The organism is Pseudoalteromonas sp. M8 (genome assembly GCF_018141365.1).
Lineage (GTDB): Bacteria > Pseudomonadota > Gammaproteobacteria > Enterobacterales > Alteromonadaceae > Pseudoalteromonas.
Genome location: NZ_CP047239.1, coordinates 750,280 through 765,632 on the forward strand (window position 1 = coordinate 750,280; position 15,353 = coordinate 765,632).

The 15,353-nt window shown below is 39.7% G+C and carries 16 protein-coding genes and 1 pseudogene; 4 read left to right on the forward strand and 13 right to left on the reverse strand.

Annotation, left to right across the window (positions count from 1 at the left end; genetic code table 11):
* Positions 1-31: 31 nt before the first annotated feature.
* Both GSF13_RS02980 and GSF13_RS02985 read right to left on the reverse strand, forming a co-directional pair.
* A complete protein-coding gene (locus GSF13_RS02980; RefSeq protein ID WP_174169490.1) occupies positions 32-1,186 on the reverse strand; it encodes an iron-containing alcohol dehydrogenase in 1,155 nt (384 codons plus the stop codon).
* Positions 1,187-1,196: 10 nt separating this feature from the next.
* Positions 1,197-2,060, reverse strand: coding sequence for a type 1 glutamine amidotransferase domain-containing protein (locus GSF13_RS02985; protein WP_206472452.1), 864 nt, complete (start codon positions 2,058-2,060; stop codon positions 1,197-1,199).
* A 110-nt stretch (positions 2,061-2,170) separates the two neighbouring features.
* Between GSF13_RS02985 and GSF13_RS02990 the strand changes: the two genes are divergently transcribed.
* Both GSF13_RS02990 and GSF13_RS02995 read left to right on the forward strand, forming a co-directional pair.
* Positions 2,171-3,070, forward strand: a complete 900-nt coding sequence (locus tag GSF13_RS02990) for a LysR family transcriptional regulator (protein WP_211865084.1) — start codon at positions 2,171-2,173, stop codon at positions 3,068-3,070.
* Positions 3,071-3,158: 88 nt separating this feature from the next.
* Positions 3,159-3,392: a hypothetical protein gene (locus tag GSF13_RS02995; protein WP_010369844.1), complete on the forward strand. Its 234-nt coding sequence runs from the start codon at positions 3,159-3,161 to the stop codon at positions 3,390-3,392.
* Between the two features lie 166 nt (positions 3,393-3,558).
* On the opposite strand, the gene GSF13_RS03000 is transcribed toward GSF13_RS02995, so the two are convergent.
* The 5 genes from GSF13_RS03000 to GSF13_RS03020 form a co-directional block, all read right to left on the reverse strand.
* Positions 3,559-4,050 carry a hypothetical protein gene (locus GSF13_RS03000; protein ID WP_211865085.1) on the reverse strand — a complete coding sequence of 164 codons (492 nt, stop codon included), beginning with the start codon at positions 4,048-4,050 and terminating at the stop codon, positions 3,559-3,561.
* A gap of 364 nt (positions 4,051-4,414) precedes the next feature.
* Positions 4,415-5,032, reverse strand: a complete 618-nt coding sequence (locus GSF13_RS03005) for a DUF6624 domain-containing protein (protein WP_248298711.1) — start codon at positions 5,030-5,032, stop codon at positions 4,415-4,417.
* A gap of 406 nt (positions 5,033-5,438) precedes the next feature.
* Positions 5,439-5,540 (reverse strand): transposase, encoded by a 102-nt coding sequence (locus GSF13_RS24540; protein WP_238536678.1) that lies wholly within the window; start codon positions 5,538-5,540, stop codon positions 5,439-5,441.
* Positions 5,541-5,617: 77 nt separating this feature from the next.
* On the reverse strand, positions 5,618-5,887 hold the full coding sequence (locus GSF13_RS03015) for a Txe/YoeB family addiction module toxin (RefSeq protein WP_010603677.1): 270 nt from the start codon (positions 5,885-5,887) through the stop codon (positions 5,618-5,620).
* Positions 5,880-6,134, reverse strand: coding sequence for a type II toxin-antitoxin system prevent-host-death family antitoxin (locus GSF13_RS03020; protein ID WP_053397282.1), 255 nt, complete (start codon positions 6,132-6,134; stop codon positions 5,880-5,882). The genes GSF13_RS03015 and GSF13_RS03020 overlap by 8 nt, the downstream gene beginning before the upstream one ends.
* A gap of 340 nt (positions 6,135-6,474) precedes the next feature.
* Between GSF13_RS03020 and GSF13_RS03025 the strand changes: the two genes are divergently transcribed.
* Both GSF13_RS03025 and GSF13_RS03030 read left to right on the forward strand, forming a co-directional pair.
* Positions 6,475-7,446 carry a transposase gene (locus GSF13_RS03025; protein ID WP_211865087.1) on the forward strand — a complete coding sequence of 324 codons (972 nt, stop codon included), beginning with the start codon at positions 6,475-6,477 and terminating at the stop codon, positions 7,444-7,446.
* A gap of 706 nt (positions 7,447-8,152) precedes the next feature.
* The gene (locus tag GSF13_RS03030; protein WP_211865094.1) at positions 8,153-9,325 is read left to right on the forward strand and encodes a hypothetical protein; all 1,173 of its coding nucleotides are present in this window, start codon (positions 8,153-8,155) and stop codon (positions 9,323-9,325) included.
* 637 nt (positions 9,326-9,962) lie between these two features.
* Here GSF13_RS03030 and GSF13_RS03035 read toward each other — a convergent pair.
* The 6 genes and pseudogenes from GSF13_RS03035 to GSF13_RS03060 all read right to left on the reverse strand — a co-directional run bounded on the left by GSF13_RS03035 (position 9,963) and on the right by GSF13_RS03060 (position 15,259).
* Positions 9,963-10,829 (reverse strand): helix-turn-helix transcriptional regulator, encoded by an 867-nt coding sequence (locus GSF13_RS03035; RefSeq protein ID WP_211865096.1) that lies wholly within the window; start codon positions 10,827-10,829, stop codon positions 9,963-9,965.
* A 41-nt stretch (positions 10,830-10,870) separates the two neighbouring features.
* Positions 10,871-11,734, reverse strand: coding sequence for a helix-turn-helix transcriptional regulator (locus GSF13_RS03040; protein WP_211865098.1), 864 nt, complete (start codon positions 11,732-11,734; stop codon positions 10,871-10,873).
* A 45-nt stretch (positions 11,735-11,779) separates the two neighbouring features.
* Positions 11,780-12,643, reverse strand: a complete 864-nt coding sequence (locus tag GSF13_RS03045; RefSeq protein WP_211865100.1) for a helix-turn-helix transcriptional regulator — start codon at positions 12,641-12,643, stop codon at positions 11,780-11,782.
* A 223-nt stretch (positions 12,644-12,866) separates the two neighbouring features.
* Positions 12,867-13,487 (reverse strand): hypothetical protein, encoded by a 621-nt coding sequence (locus GSF13_RS03050; RefSeq protein ID WP_099640846.1) that lies wholly within the window; start codon positions 13,485-13,487, stop codon positions 12,867-12,869.
* Between the two features lie 358 nt (positions 13,488-13,845).
* Positions 13,846-14,112, reverse strand: a pseudogene (locus GSF13_RS03055) (helix-turn-helix transcriptional regulator); the annotation flags it as partial.
* A 271-nt stretch (positions 14,113-14,383) separates the two neighbouring features.
* Positions 14,384-15,259: a helix-turn-helix transcriptional regulator gene (locus GSF13_RS03060; protein ID WP_211865104.1), complete on the reverse strand. Its 876-nt coding sequence runs from the start codon at positions 15,257-15,259 to the stop codon at positions 14,384-14,386.
* Positions 15,260-15,353 lie beyond the last annotated feature (94 nt).

A 15,353-nucleotide genomic window follows, 5' to 3' on the forward strand; every position in this document is an offset into this window, starting at 1 on the left:
AAGGGTAACACATTGCCACTGATTACTTGTTTTACAACGCCAGCATTAAAATTTCTTTCGCCTTCGCTAAATCAATATCGCCGTGCTCACCTAGTGCCGTCATGCCGTTCTTTTCTAGATTAGCGATAACTTCTTGTACTGCTTTTTCGTCTAATTGATAATCCGCTAAACGGGTTTGCACCGCCATCGACTCAAAAAAGTCTTGAACTGCTTTTATTGTTTGGTCAATTTGCTGCGCTTCGTCTGCGGCTGTAATACCAAATACACGCTCACCAAGTTGCTTGATTTTCTCGGCTTTTTTGTCTCGTTGCACATACATCACCGCAGGTAATACAATCGCAAGCGTTTGCGCGTGGTCAAGGTTATACAATGCCGTTAGCTCGTGACCAATCATATGGGTTGACCAATCCTGTGGTACGCCTTGACCAATAAGGCCATTTAGCGCCATAGTTGCAGACCACATAACGTTTGCTCTTACATCATAATTGTTAGGCTCGCTTAATGCCTTTGGCCCTTCGCTGATAAGCGTTTGTAAAATACCTTCTGCAAATCTGTCTTGCAGTGGCGCATTTACTGAATAAGTTAAATACTGCTCAATCACGTGAACAAACGCATCCACTACCCCATTACTCACTTGGCGAGGCGGCAGTGAATAGGTGTATTCTGGGTCAAGTACCGCAAACTGCGGCTGCACAGTTGGTGACGAAAACGCACGCTTTTGCGAAGTTGCCTTTTTTGTAACCACTGAGTTGCCGTTACTCTCAGAGCCTGTAGCAGGTAAAGTGAGCACAGCACCAATCGGTAATGGATTGCTAAAGCTTGCGCCCTTTACCAAAATGTCCCAAGGCTCACCGTCAAAATTCACGGCTGCCGCCACAAACTTTGCGCCGTCGATAACGCTGCCGCCGCCAACCGCAAGAATAAAATTCACATTATTTTGCTTTGCCGTCGCGACCGCTTGCATTAGCGTTTCATATGTTGGGTTTGGCTCCACACCACCAAATTCCACAACCTCAACATCTGTCAATGCATTCATTGCTTGGTCGTATACACCATTATTTTTAATCGAGCCGCCGCCGTACAGTAGCAACACCTTTGCAGCCTCTGGTAATCGTGAGGTGATTTCACTCATTTGGCCTTTACCAAAAAGAATTTCGGTTTGATTTTTAAATACAAAATTAAGCATGCTCAATTCCTTACTGTTTAATATTCGGTTCTTCAGCTAACATTTCTAGCAGCTTTTCTGCTAGTAATGTGTCTGAAAACGGGTTTTGCCCTGTAATTAGCTCTCTATCAACAACCACTTTTGGCTGCCATGCATTTGCAAACTGCATTTTTCCTCCAGCCTGAGACATCGCGGCTGCTGGGTAAAAGTTGAGTTTTTCGCCATTTAACGTGCTTTCAAATACTTGTTCTTCTGGGTTCGAAAATATCGTCATTTGATATCCGTCATAAATCCAGTTTTTCGCTTGAACAGGTGACTGTGTTGTTAAACTCTGATAATACGCTTTTGGTTCACTTTGTGCCGAAAGCAACGTAATTGGGCCGTGGCAAATCGCAGCTGTTGGTTTATTCTCGCGGTTAAAATGGCGCAAAATTTCACCCACCTGCGGATTATTCGCCAAATCAATTAACGGTGCGTGTCCGCCTGGAATAAATACCGCATCAAATTCGTCTAGCCCCGCAGCAAGGATCTCGCTAAAACTTGCGGTATCATTAAGATCTGGCAGGTTAGCAATAAATTTTTTGATGCTTTGTAATTTAGTCTCATCACCGCCGAAGTAATTAACCGACACTGATTTTTGATCAACAGCAGGGGCATTGCCTTTTGGTGTTGCTAATATCAGTTTATATCCAGCATCCACTAAAGCCTTTGCAGGTATACCGAACTCATTGAGGTAGTAACCTGTTTCTATTGTCTCACCACTGGCAAGTTCCATCGAGGTTTCGCTCGAAAGTAACACTAATACTTCACCTTCACTTGCATTAGCGCTAAGCGCAAGTGCTGAACCCAACAACGATGACACCCACACTATCGTATTCAGTATACTCTTTTTCATCCCGGCTCCTCATACCAGTTCAATATCGACGAGTTTAGGCGATTTGCGGACACAGGAGAATTCGGATAAATTGGTAGGAGCAATCAGAATATTTATGGCTTAAGTAATTTATGTCTCATCTCACCCAACTAAAAACCTTTGTGGAAGTATACCGCTGCAAAAATATCACCAAAGCAGCGGCCAACTTGGGGATGTCGCAGCCAGCTGTCACGGCACATATTCAAACCATGGAAGCGGTCGTAGGAAAAGCCCTGTTTGAACGCCAAGCAAGAGGGGTAAAGCCAACGCCAACAGCACATGACTTAGCGCTGCAGGTATCTGGTCATATCGATATTTTAGAGCAGAAGATCACCTCAATTCGGGCGCGCTCCAACGCGGTGTTTGGCACACTAAATATTGCTGGCCCCGCGGAGTATTTAAGCTTTGTCTCCGGTCCACAAATCGCCAACTTATTGCAAGCGGGCAACATTAACGTGGTACTTCATATTGGCAATAAAATTAACATTTTCGACGCACTAATAAACGACACCGCCGACATCGCCATTGCCGCCTCTGCGCCAGATCCCACAAGCTTTGACTATTTAGTTCTAGACAAAGAGCAATTGTGGCTAGTGATGAACCGTTTAGAGGGCAGAGAAATTCAAGACAGCGATATTACCGCCGACTTACTCTCAAGCTATAATGTCGTCACGTACGATCAAGACTTACCTTTGGTTAGACAATACTTTGACCGTGTATTTAATGCGAGCTGCAACTCTAATGTCATCGCTATTTGCCCAGACATTAGAGCAATTGCTAACATCATTCGCTCTGGAATAGGTTACTCCGTCCTCCCCGATTATCTCTGCCGAGATCTCATAAAAGCAGGTGAACTGATCCAACTTGGCCCTGTAGGCCCTGAAAACAATATCTATCTAGTATGGAAAAAGGGCGCGTTAAAACACCCACGCATTGCTTTTGCAAAAGATGTGATCTCCGCCTTTGCTAATATTAATTATCTTTCGAATTAAAAAGTTGTAAAAAAATTATTTTCCGCAGATTTCTGCTGAGAATTCCTGTTACCTTGCTGTAAATTAAAAGAGACGGGTTGGAGCATCAATGGACTATCAAAGCCAATATCGTGACTTAACTATTTATTACGACGCACTAAAAAAAGCAACAAAGCAAAGTGAAGCGGTACCAGACACCACAGAAAAATGGCTGGCACTCGTAGAAACGACCTTATTTGAATTACAAGAGCTTGCCCATATGGAAAAGGCTTATATGCAAAAATCAAGAACGATGAATAACCTAATTGAGTTGGTATATTCCAGCGCCCCAAGCATGGACTAGCAACTACGGGTTATTGCTGTTGAGTTTTGCATTGACAAGAGTGCTACTACTAGCACTCTTTTTTTCGCTAGAAATAGAGTTAAACAGATTTAAAGTTTGAAAAGAAATTAGCTGCACATACTTTACGACGCGGATAACCTGCGAAAATTCATGTGTGTTAGGTGTACTATTGGTACACCTTCAATGTAGTAAAGATTTCCTCGGACAGTTCTGCAAACACACCGTGGATCCGCTCAGATAGCGCTTTTACATTATCGAAATCAGGGTCAGCAAGCATTAAAATTTCAAAGATTGACCACTCGGGCATAACATCTTGAGCCACCCACCTAACCCCCTGTAACTTTGCCCAATAATCAATCTGAACATCCTTTGTTTGCCCAAGGAGCCAAAGTTCGAATTGCACTTCTTGATGGTTCAACACAACTGCCAATTTGAGCTTGTGTTTTTTAAGGTAATCGTTTTGCAGATAAAAGTATGTAAAGTCAATATATCCGTGTAACACGTTTGCGACTGTAAACTGGCCTTTATACTGCTTACTGAATTCAGCTCTGAGACTTTGAACAATAGAGACCAGATCCTTATAGGTTCTCTGCAGTTCGCCACTTGCAAATGCCATTTTATAGGCTGGAATTCGAGCACGAAGACTTTTATTAGACATGTTGTCCTCTGAGTTTTTCAGGCACATAGACAGAATGACCCACACACGAAGCTAGCATTGCAAGGAGCCTGAGTCATCATTAGATTGCTAATATCATATCAAACAATCAAAGTCGAATGACGCTTCATATATCCCAAGCTCAAAAATCAAGAAGCAAAAATCAACAAAATCAATCAATCAATCAATCAATCAATCAATCAATCAATCAATCAATCAATCAATCAATCAATCAATCAATCAAAGCAAAAATCAATGACACCCACCACAAATTTCAAGCCTTCATTTTCCTAACTTCAATGCAATTAGTGATGGGTGTCACCAATCCATCCTTTAGTCATTGACGCCATAGTCTCTTGTATGCGTTCTAATTCAGCTCTATTTCGGGGTGATCTTTAATACCATACATTTCTTCCATTATCTTTTTATAAAACTCTAATGGAGGCATATTCATTTCAGCCCTCCTTTCATCCACTTTATCAACTTCTGAGATTGGCATGAAAGTGACTTTACCATTTTTAATATCTGCTTGTGTGCCGTACAGTTGCTTTTGCCCCCTATGTATAAGTACGCGATCGGTCAATAATGCGACTTCTTGTCCTGATACGCCTTCATTATTTAAATATGCTCTCTTTAAGATTGGAAGCATTCTTTCTTGAAACTCAGTATCTGACGAGTGCTGTATTATAAGAAATGCTGCTCCAACCCCCTCCTTTCCGACCTCAGCATGTGTTAGCCATTGTCGTTTGCTTAATATTGCTTTGAGTTTTTCAGTATTCTGATGATCAACTGATGATAATTTAGCATGAAGCTCTTTTGGAGCTTTATCCCAACCGGCATCTCCTAACTGTTTTCGTACAGCCTGATCCTGTTTTGCCATTTCAATGAGTTGAGCTTGCAATGGCAAATTTATCTCAGCTGAAACAAAACAAGGAAGAAAGTAGAGTAAAAAAAGTAACCGCATTTTCAAATTCCATTTAAGCATATAACAACCTACTAGTGTAAATTCTGAATATCTCACTTATCCACAAGAGATAAAATCGCAATCATCAAGAAAATTTTATTTAATAATTTTAGCAAGCTACCAGTCAAACATAGTTACCAAATCGCTCAAATCGCTGACACCCACCACTTAATTTGCACCTTCCTAACAAAAATCACTGACACCCACCACAAATTTCAAGCCTTCATTTTCCTAACGTCAATGCAATTAGTGATGGGTATCACCAATCCATCCTTAATACATTTTGCATAGTGGTATCAACCTTAGCCGAGTTCTTTATTTGATTCAATCGTTTACTCTAAACGTCACTGTCATTTTTTTACTGTGTTTTATGAGGCTATAAGGCTGGTCTCTGTGGCTTTTTGAGGTTTAAAATGAGCTACACTTCTTAGTGTATTATTTTTTGCAACTTTTCTAGATTATGCACCAAGCAATACAACTTCCATTGCGCATTCACTTTCCCTTGCCCTCGTAATGTGAGTTTATTCATTCCTTTATTCACTATGATGTTGCCGAACACAGGTTCGATACACCTAATTCGCTTGCTGTATTATCGCCGCCTCTAATTTAGTAGTGGTAACGACACGAAATTATCGTTATCGCTTGATCATCAACTGCATAAACAAGCCTGTTAGTGTCATCAATACGACGAGACCAAAAACCAGATAAACTCTCTTTCAACGGCTCTGGTTTACCGATGCCCTCAAATGGGGAGCGCTTAACATCATTGATGAGTTTGTTGATGCGCTTGAGTGTTTTCTTATCTTGAGTTTGCCAATACAGATAGTCATCCCAAGCGTCATCAGTCCACGACAGTAAACGTTGACTACTACTCATCAATTAACTCTCGTGCTGTTGTTTTACCAGCACGGTACTGTGCAATCGAACGATTTAAGTGTTCAGCGTTTTGAGGAGAGCGTAGTAAGTGGACAGTCTCCATAAGGCTATTGTAGTAATCTAAAGACATAACCACAGCATCCTCAGAGTCACGACGTGTAATGACTGTTGTATCTGCGTCATTAACTACACCGTCTAGAACAGCTTTAAGACTATTTCTAGCTTCAGTAAAAGATACAATTCTCATAAGAACCTCTACATGTACATTTAATGGAACAAGTATAGTCTTCACCATTCTACTTGTACAGTAAATTGAGCATGTAATATTGATAAGGTAACCAACACTCCGCTCACCGGAATTTTGGGAGCGGAGTAAGTGAAATTTCCGAGTGTGGTGGCTTGTTACATTACGTCATCATCAGCATTCAAAGCCACCTTTAAGAAGCTAGGCATTCTTGGATCTGTGAATTGAAAGAATTATCAAATCGCTAGTTACCAAATCGCTGACACCCACCACTTAATTTGCACCTTCCTAAGATACCGCCTACGCTTTAATTCTGCACTCAAAGGATTGAGGAAACCAAACTATGGCAACTGCTCGTAAAAAACAAATCAGTTTAACCGACACCAAATATTATCACTGTATCTCCCGCTGCGTAAGGCGCGCCTTTCTGTGCGGTGAAGATAAATTTACTGGAAAATCATATGAACACCGCCGGGATTGGGTTGAAGAAAAGCTCCTGATCTTAGGGTCTGTGTTTTGTATTGATGTCTGTGCTTATGCCGTGATGAGTAATCACACCCACATTGTTTTATATGTTGATGATAAAAAGGCTAAGCGTCTGTCTGATAAAGCGATTGTTATTCGATGGCACAAGTTGTTTAAAGGCAATTGGGTAAGCCAAAAGTTTATTGAAGGTGAGCCACTCAGTGAGTCGGAACAATTGATACTCGGTGAGCATGTCACCAAGTACAGAGAAAGACTAGCCGATATTAGCTGGTTTATGCGAGTACTCAACGAAGACATCGCCCGTCGAGCAAATAAAGAAGATAATTGTACAGGCCGTTTTTGGGAAGGACGGTTTAAATCCCAAGCATTACTGGATGAGGCCGCATTGGCAGCTTGTCTCGCTTACGTAGACTTAAACCCCATTAGAGCCAAAATCGCAGCAACGCCTGAAACCTCAGACTACACCAGCATCAAAAAACGCATCGACCACGCTAAGCTGGGCAAACAACCAAAAAGCCTACTACGCTTTGCTGGTAGCCCACGAAAACATATGCCTAAAGGCCTGCCCTTTGAATTCAAGTCCTATATTGAATTAGTTGAGCTCACGGGCAAATGTATTCGAGTCGATAAACGCGGGTATATCAATGAAGCACAACCGATTCTTACTCGACTCAATATAGAACCTGAGAACTGGATAAAACTCACCACGCAATTTTCTCGGGTATTTCATGGTGCAGTGGGCCGAGAACGGACAATAACCGCTTACTGTGAAACACTGCAAAAAAGACGGCGGACAAACCTAACAAACTGCGAGCGTTTGTTGGCTTAGCAAAACTCACATTCTCAACGCTAGAATTTCTTACTGCTGTATTTGCAGCGCTTTGTTGTGCGCGATAAACCTGTTTTGGTGAAAAGATACGCTTGGGCGCTAAAAATTAGCCTATAGAAAAATGTTTTTGTACCCAGCGACTGAAGTATTTTTATACTTTTTACTTCACTTCCTCAGCTTTGACGTTAATAGTGGTGGGTGTCACTTCTTTTAATGTATTTGCAGCGCTTTGTCGTGCACGATAACTCGGTTTTGATGTAGAGATACGCTTGGGCGCTAAAAATTAGCCTATAGAAAAATGTTTTTGTACCCAGCGACTGAAGTATTTTTATACTTTTTACTTCACTTCCTCAGCTTTGACGTTAATAGTGGTGGGTGTCACTTCTTTTACTCTTCACTTTTTTTCTTTACTTTTTTTCTTTTTACTTCTTTTACTTCTTTTCTTACTCTTATTTTCTTTCCTTTATTTTCTCTCACGATAACCCTCTCTTATTTTCTCACTCTCTCTTATTTTCTACTTTGGTTGTGTGATTAAAAAATCTGCAATTTTAATGCAGAAAGATCGGTTAGATTTATCAAGTAATTCAATTGATTTAAGAATAAACCAACTATATAGGGTACAAATATAGGTAAAGCTCGTGGTATAATGGCGTAACATCAGCTTTGTTAATTTGTCACGAGAGCTATATTTAAGGAAAATCAATATATGAAAACTTATAACCATTCTTCTGCAGCTATTTTTATACCCTCGATTTTATTCGCTATGGGGTTCAGTAGTTTTGCTGAAGCAGGTACTTATTGTCGAACGGCAGACATTCCTTTGGGCGAAGTAGTTACAGACATAAGCCGAACGAGCATTTTTTGTGATGGGAAGTCTTATATTACCCAGCCGATAGAGTATGCGCGGCCAGTATGCAATGTTCCTAGCGTTCCAATGCCAGCCAACTATTACATCGAGAGTAAATCTATAGAAGCTCAATGTTGGGACGGTTCAATTCATTATAATGAAATTCATGTTGTTGATTCAAATTCAAATGATTCAACAATTGAAGTGTGTTATGGGGACGTACCGAATGCTTTCAAACATGGTACATCTGAATTTGCTAATAGTGATGGGCCTCACTACGATTGGTATGTTTCATCTCTGGGAGCTCGGAGTTGTGATACGACTTCAATTCACCTCACCACTCGCCCACGTATTGCCAACAAAATCGAGCCTTTCTCATTAAATGAGAAAGGAGCGGAAAGAGTATTTCGTGCTTGTAAAGGGTCTGAAATCCCTCCGTATGCCAAAAGAACCAGTGATTTTTCAAGAGATAGAGACTGCAATGTTGTTGCTAGTCTAGGGCAGTCGGCGGAATATACTGTTAGCTTTGATGAGTTATGCCCAACTACAGTAGGGGAGCAAAAGCCTTACTCACGTTATACAAAAGCGATATGTCCACCACCAAAGCCCAAACCTAAACCAACAGAAAAATGTTTAAAAGGTACTTTGTACGGAAATAAAGGATCAAATATAAAACTGTATTCAGTTGATAAAAAATCTTCGATTGCAGCATCGAATGGCAAGCTAGTTATGAGAAGTAGTTCGAGCCAAACTTGGACTCTTCAAGACAAAAACAATGATGGAGAGTTCGGGATCTTAAATAGTGCAGGAGCAATGTTCTCAAATGGTAAGGGAGATGCTGTCTCTGTCAAAAAAGATGTTGATTTTTCAGAACGATCACGTTGGATTATTAAAGATGCTAATTCTGATGGAATATATCAAATAACTTCCGTAGACAGATATCATGGGAGCTTGTACAGATCTACATATGTTCAAACAGCTGAATTTAATTATAAAGACGAATCTTTATGGAGAGTGTGTGAAGTGAAGTAAAGTACGATGTGCTAGTGTACACTAGTTTAAGCCTGATTTAGACAGTTACTGTTTTTCAATGGGCTGCACAGGTCAGGCATTGCAGTGTCCACAAGCCACTGCAAGACCACACCTCCAAATCAAAGGAGTTTGGTCTTGCACGTTCTACGCACTTAATAACTACTCTACTAAAGAATCAATATCGCTCATATGGACATTTCCAATTACAAGCCATTTTTAGCATTACTATTGGTGTGGTTAGGTGTTCATATCTGGGCTTTTGACAGGGGGCTGCGCCGAGCACTGTGATTTATTCCCAATAAAAAATCAAGGGCATCCACCACAAATTTCAAACCAGCTATTCCTAACATCAATGCAATTATGATGGGTGTCACTTATTTTTTTTTGACCATTATGATGGGTGTCACTTATTTTTTTTGACCATTATGATTGAAGTAATTTTATACTTTTTTACTTCACTTCCTCAGCTTTGATGTTAATAGTAATGGGTGTCACTTATTTTTTCCGCAGACGATTTTGTGTGCTTTTGCAAAGTAATCTATGATTTAACGCTATCCTCAAAGGGTTGAGGAGACCAAACTATAGCAGCAACTCATAAACGAAAAATCAGTATAATCGACATCAAATACTACCATTATTACTCAACATGTTCAGCCGATCTTGATACTTGATTACGTGCGATATAACCGATATAAAGTACTGCGACACACAGCAACATAGGCACTGATTTTAAGTAAGCAAAATAGTCATAAAAAAAGGTTACTTCCCAGAACACCTTTGCGGTTTCTTCGTTTATACCCATTCTATCTAGGTTACGAAGAAAGTTTTCCATTAATGCCAGAAAGTCAACGAGAGCTAAAACCATTGCTAGGAAATATAATGGCCCTTCAGCATAGTTTTTTTCAAAGACAGAAGCCGACTTTCCCCGAGTTAAAATAATAGCTATCTCGATACGATGCTTGAGTAAAAAGAGCAACAGTAGGCTGAGAGAAAACTGAATTGAAAACGCAAATATATTTTCTATAAAGTAGCTTTCCACAACAGGGAAGATCGCGATGCGAAGCATGTATATCGCTACAATTGCAAGAAAGTAAGGCACTGCAAAACATAACGTCAACAGCTGACTATTTTTGTCTTTGTAAGAGTAAAAGAACAAAACCAACAATAAGATAAATAAAATGGACTCAAAAATAATTACGCCAAAAGCCGAACCCAAGATAAGCGTAAGAATACTGCCCTTGTCCTTCATATTGTCTGGATATAGTCGTGAGAGCGCTTCGGTATCATCTAAAATATCGGCAAGCTTGACTCTACAGAGGTCAGCAAACTTCATTAACGTACCAAGCTTAAAAGAGCTAACGCCATTAAGGTAGTTGTCTAGCGTTCGCATGCCAATCCCGAGGTGGCGGCATATATCTTCTCGTGACATCCCGCGTTTATGCTTGAGGCCCTTTATCAATAGCCCTATGCGCTGGCTTACTTCGTATTCTTCTGGCGTTTGCATCGACCTACCATTTCCTGAATCTAATAATTAATCTATTGTTATTAAAAGTGTGATAGCTGCTGGCGGCTCTTCTTACGTGCGAGCAATCCAATATACAACAGAGTAATGCACAATAGTGTCGGAAAAGCTTTTAGATACGCAAAGTGGTCAAAAAAGAACGTAACTTCCCAGAATATTTTAGCAGCTTCCTCATCCATACCTAGGCGCTCTAAATTACGAAGAAAGTTTTCCATCAATGCAAAGAAGTCTATAAGCACTAACGTTAAAGCTAAGAAATACAATGGCCCTTCCGCGTAATTTTTCTCGAATACCGAGGCTGATTTACCACGTGTGAAAAAAACTGAAAGTGACATTCGATACTTGAGCAGAAATAACAGCAGTAGGCTTGAGATTAACTGACCACCGTAGGCATAAATATTCTCGATGTAATAGCTTTCAACCACCGGAAAAACAATATTTTTTAAGTAAAATACCATTACTGCATCCAGTGAAAGCACAACAGCAAAAATCAAAGTTAGCGATAAGCTATTTTGATCTTCTTTACATAAATAAACTAAGACAAAAAGTAAAATACAGGTGATCGGCTCAAAAACTGTAGCACTTACTACCGTAGTCATTAGCAAGGCTAGAATACTACCTTTGTCCTTCATATTGTCTGGATACAGTCGTGAGAGCGCTTCGGTATCATCCAAAATATCAGCGAGTTTAACTCTGCAGAGATCGGCAAATTTCATTAACGTACCAAGCTTGAAGGAGCTAACGCCATTAAGGTAGTTGTCTAACGTTCGCATGCCAATCCCGAGGTGGCGACATATATCTTCTCGTGACATCCCGCGTTTATGCTTTAGACCTTTTATTAGCAGCCCTATGCGCTGGCTTACTTCGTACTCTTCTGGCGTTTGCATCAGCCCGCCGTCTCCTTATTCCGTGATTTACTTATCGACTTATTACTACGTACTTTGGGGCTGCTGCGTATTTCTTTTCCGTGCGAGTATTCCTGCATAGAGGAGTACTAAACTGAGTAAGATCGGCGGGGCTTTAATGTATTCGTAATAATCATAAAAGAAAGTTAATTCCCAGAATGTCTTAGCGAAATCTTCATCCATACCGATATGCTCTAAGTTGCGAATAAAATTTTCCATCAATGCGCAAAAATCAATGAGCGCTATCATCATTGCTAGGAAGCACAGAGGTGCCTCTATAGGGTTTTTCTCGAAGACATCTTCAGACTTGCCTCGCGTGATAAATACAGCAAATTTCATTCTATATTTAAGTAAAATGAATAAAAGTAAGCTTAAAGACAAGTTAGTTGAGAAAGCATAAATATTTTGATAGAAGACATTAGTAACCACGGGAAAAAGAACAAAATGCAGCCAGTAGTTAGCTATATTCGTTAACATATAAACGGTGACAAAAATTGCGACCATGCATTGACTGTTTTTGTCCTTATATGAATAGCAAAGCAGCGCAATTAATAAAAGCAAGAAAACAGACTCGAAAAGCATAGCGGTTGTACCTAAGCCAAAAAGCAATGTAAGAATACTACCCTTGTCCTTCATATTGTCTGGATATAGTCGTGAGAGCGCTTCGGTATCATCTAAAATATCAGCGAGTTTGACTTTACATAAGTCAGCAAACTTCATTAACGTACCAAGCTTAAAAGAACTAACACCATTGAGGTAGTTGTCTAGCGTTCGCATGCCAATCCCGAGGTGGCGACATATATCTTCTCGCGACATCCCGCGTTTATGCTTAAGACCCTTTATTAGTAGCCCTACACGCTGACTTACTTCGTACTCTTCTGGCGTTTGCATCGCCCCGCTTTCCCTTTAACCAAAACACCAAATTAACCCAAACATTACATTTTGTTTAATATAAAGACAAGTACATGTTCTAAATAGATGAGAGCAGCATAGGTATTGAGGTTGAAACATAACTAGGAGAATAAAATGCTCATGCTTTCTAACTGTGGCAGGTGTTTGCAATATAAAATTGAAACGCAGTATTCGAAAGCTACTGCGTTTACATAAGATTTAGCTAATTTTGGATTGGTTGTCTTTTAGTTCGAACAACCAAACCGACATACAAGAGTGTAATACATAGAAAAGTAGGTACTGCTTTAAGATATTCAAAATAGTCATAAAAAAACGTGACTTCCCAGAATATTTTAGCAGTCTCCTCATTAACTCCCATACGATCTAAGTTACGTAAAAAGTTTTCCATTAACGCCATAAAGTCTATAAACACAAGCACCATAACTAGAAAATATAGAGGCCCCTCTGCATAATTTTTTTCGAACACGGAAGCGGATTTTCCCCTAGTCAACAAAACAGCTATTGTCATTCGATGTTTTACTAAAAACAACAATAGGAGATTGACCAGAAGTTGAAGTCCAAATGCATATATGTTTTCTACAAAGAAACTCTCTACTGCTGGAAAAATAAAGTACCTAGACCCAATTGCAACACAAACTTCTAATACAAAAACTGCTGCAAAAATCAATGTAAGCAATTGACTATTTTCGTCTTTTCTTGAAAAGCAGGTCAGTAAAAAGAGCATAGCGCAGATGATCGATTCAAGTACACCAAACTTTATAACAGATGCAAATAGCAACGCTATAATACATGTTATCAACGATAAACTAAAAAGACTTCTCATAATAACAACCCTAACCACTAGAACTTTGTTTTGTAGCTTCGACTTGTTGATCTCTTGGACCTCCGCCTTTGACAGCAGTTGCGCCACATACCAATTTACACCTTGAATAACTAAGAACTTTGTTTATGAGCTTCTTTTGATTCGTTGGCGAAGTCAGGCTAAATAAACTTTTCATATATACTTACTCTCTAATTACTGGCTTCACTTAAACATCGTCTAGGAGTCAGGTTTAATAGCTTCCGCCTCTACACCCCTAGGAATCTCTCCTTTTGAAGTACCAATACCACCGTAAATCTGTTTACACAATGAGTGACTAAGGGCTATTTTTATTAGTTTTTTCTGTGCAGCCTTCATTGTTCTTTTCCTCACTTTTTTCTCCATACAGGCCAGAGAGCTTATCTGTATCTTCTAAAATATCTGATAACTTTACTTTACAGATTTCAGCAAACCGAAGCAATGTCCCAAGCTTAAAGGAGCTAGAGCCATTTAAATAGTTATCAAGGGTCCTGTCACCCACACCTAAACGCCGGCTAACCTCTTCTCGGGTCATCCCTTTTTTGCGCTTTAGCCCTCGTATCAATCGGCCGATACGTTGGCTTACCTCGTATTCTTCTGGCGTCTGCATCGCCCCACCATATCTCTCAATCACCCCAACCAAATTAACCAAAAGTTTACATTCAGTTAAATATAAAGACAAGTAGATGACAGTACTATTTTTAGGTGCATACTCGCAAAACAACCCAAAACAGAAACAAACTTATCATTATATTTGAATTTTTGGTATCAATCGATTTAAGCAACCCTCGCTAAACCTGCTTATTTGTTGTTTTGCAGACCATTAAAATCAATAATTAAAAACACACAAACTTCTCTATTTTTATGTGAAAATCTTCACATTATTGTGTAGGCGCAGCATTTGCTTTATTTAAAACCTGCTTACTACGCGCTGTTATTCCTGCGTATAAAACAAACATGCAGAGCAGATAAGGCACGGCCTTGATATAAGCAAAGTAATTATAAATAAAGGCTAGCTCCCAAAATGGTTTGGCAACTTCTTCACTTATTCCTAAACGCTCTAGGTTACGGATAAAGTTTTCCATCAATGCCGCAAAATCAATCAAAGCTAACGTACATGCGAGTGCATAAAGCGGCGCATCTACTTGGTTCTTCTCAAAAATGCTGGCTGAATTCCCTTTGGTAAACCACGCACCTAAAAACATTCTGTATTTGATCATTAGCGCCAGCAGTAAACTCAGTAAAAGTTGAGTTGCAAAAGCATAGATATTTTCAATGTAATAGCTTTCAATAGCTGGGAAGACGACATAATTCAACCAGTATGCAACAACGATTTCTAACGAAAAAGCAAATATAAAAATTGCAACAATGCTTTGGCTATTCTTGTCATTACGCGCATAAAACAATAACAATATAAGAAAAGCAAATAAGGTAAATTCAAGCACCATAACGCCGACAAAATAGCCCGTAAATAACAAAAAGATATTGCCTTTGTCTTTAATATTCTCAGGATACAAGCGCTTCAGCGCCTCGGTATCATCCAAAATATCAGCCAGTTTTACCTTGCAAAGATCCGCAAACTTTAACAATGTCCCAAGTTTAAATGAGCTCACTCCGTTTAGGTAATTATCTAACGTGCGCGAGCCTATACCTAAACGTTTACAGACATCTTCTCGGGTCATACCTCTGGTACGCTTTAACCCAAGTATTAACCTACCTATCCGCTGGCTTACCTCATATTCCTCTGGCGTTTGCATCTGTCCACCATTGTTTTACGTTAGCTCCCTTGAAATTAACCCAAACATTACATTTAGTTAAATATAAAGACAAGCTTCTCTCGATAAATTGCAA

Bases quoted from the DNA above. Each gene is read 5' to 3' on its own strand.
- GSF13_RS03000 (WP_211865085.1), bottom strand. From the start codon at position 4,050: ATGTCTAATAAAAGTCTTCGTGCTCGAATTCCAGCCTATAAAATGGCA.
- GSF13_RS24540 (WP_238536678.1), bottom strand. From the start codon at position 5,540: ATGAATAAACTCACATTACGAGGGCAAGGGAAAGTGAATGCGCAATGG.
- GSF13_RS02990 (WP_211865084.1), top strand. From the start codon at position 2,171: ATGTCTCATCTCACCCAACTAAAAACCTTTGTGGAAGTATACCGCTGC.
- GSF13_RS03030 (WP_211865094.1), top strand. From the start codon at position 8,153: ATGAAAACTTATAACCATTCTTCTGCAGCTATTTTTATACCCTCGATT.
- GSF13_RS03015 (WP_010603677.1), bottom strand. From the start codon at position 5,887: ATGAGTAGTAGTCAACGTTTACTGTCGTGGACTGATGACGCTTGGGAT.
- GSF13_RS03050 (WP_099640846.1), bottom strand. From the start codon at position 13,487: ATGAGAAGTCTTTTTAGTTTATCGTTGATAACATGTATTATAGCGTTG.
- GSF13_RS03005 (WP_248298711.1), bottom strand. From the start codon at position 5,032: ATGCTTAAATGGAATTTGAAAATGCGGTTACTTTTTTTACTCTACTTT.
- GSF13_RS02980 (WP_174169490.1), bottom strand. From the start codon at position 1,186: ATGCTTAATTTTGTATTTAAAAATCAAACCGAAATTCTTTTTGGTAAA.
- GSF13_RS03025 (WP_211865087.1), top strand. From the start codon at position 6,475: ATGGCAACTGCTCGTAAAAAACAAATCAGTTTAACCGACACCAAATAT.
- GSF13_RS03060 (WP_211865104.1), bottom strand. From the start codon at position 15,259: ATGCAAACGCCAGAGGAATATGAGGTAAGCCAGCGGATAGGTAGGTTA.
- GSF13_RS03040 (WP_211865098.1), bottom strand. From the start codon at position 11,734: ATGCAAACGCCAGAAGAGTACGAAGTAAGCCAGCGCATAGGGCTGCTA.
- GSF13_RS03035 (WP_211865096.1), bottom strand. From the start codon at position 10,829: ATGCAAACGCCAGAAGAATACGAAGTAAGCCAGCGCATAGGGCTATTG.
- GSF13_RS03020 (WP_053397282.1), bottom strand. From the start codon at position 6,134: ATGAGAATTGTATCTTTTACTGAAGCTAGAAATAGTCTTAAAGCTGTT.
- GSF13_RS02995 (WP_010369844.1), top strand. From the start codon at position 3,159: ATGGACTATCAAAGCCAATATCGTGACTTAACTATTTATTACGACGCA.
- GSF13_RS03045 (WP_211865100.1), bottom strand. From the start codon at position 12,643: ATGCAAACGCCAGAAGAGTACGAAGTAAGTCAGCGTGTAGGGCTACTA.
- GSF13_RS02985 (WP_206472452.1), bottom strand. From the start codon at position 2,060: ATGAAAAAGAGTATACTGAATACGATAGTGTGGGTGTCATCGTTGTTG.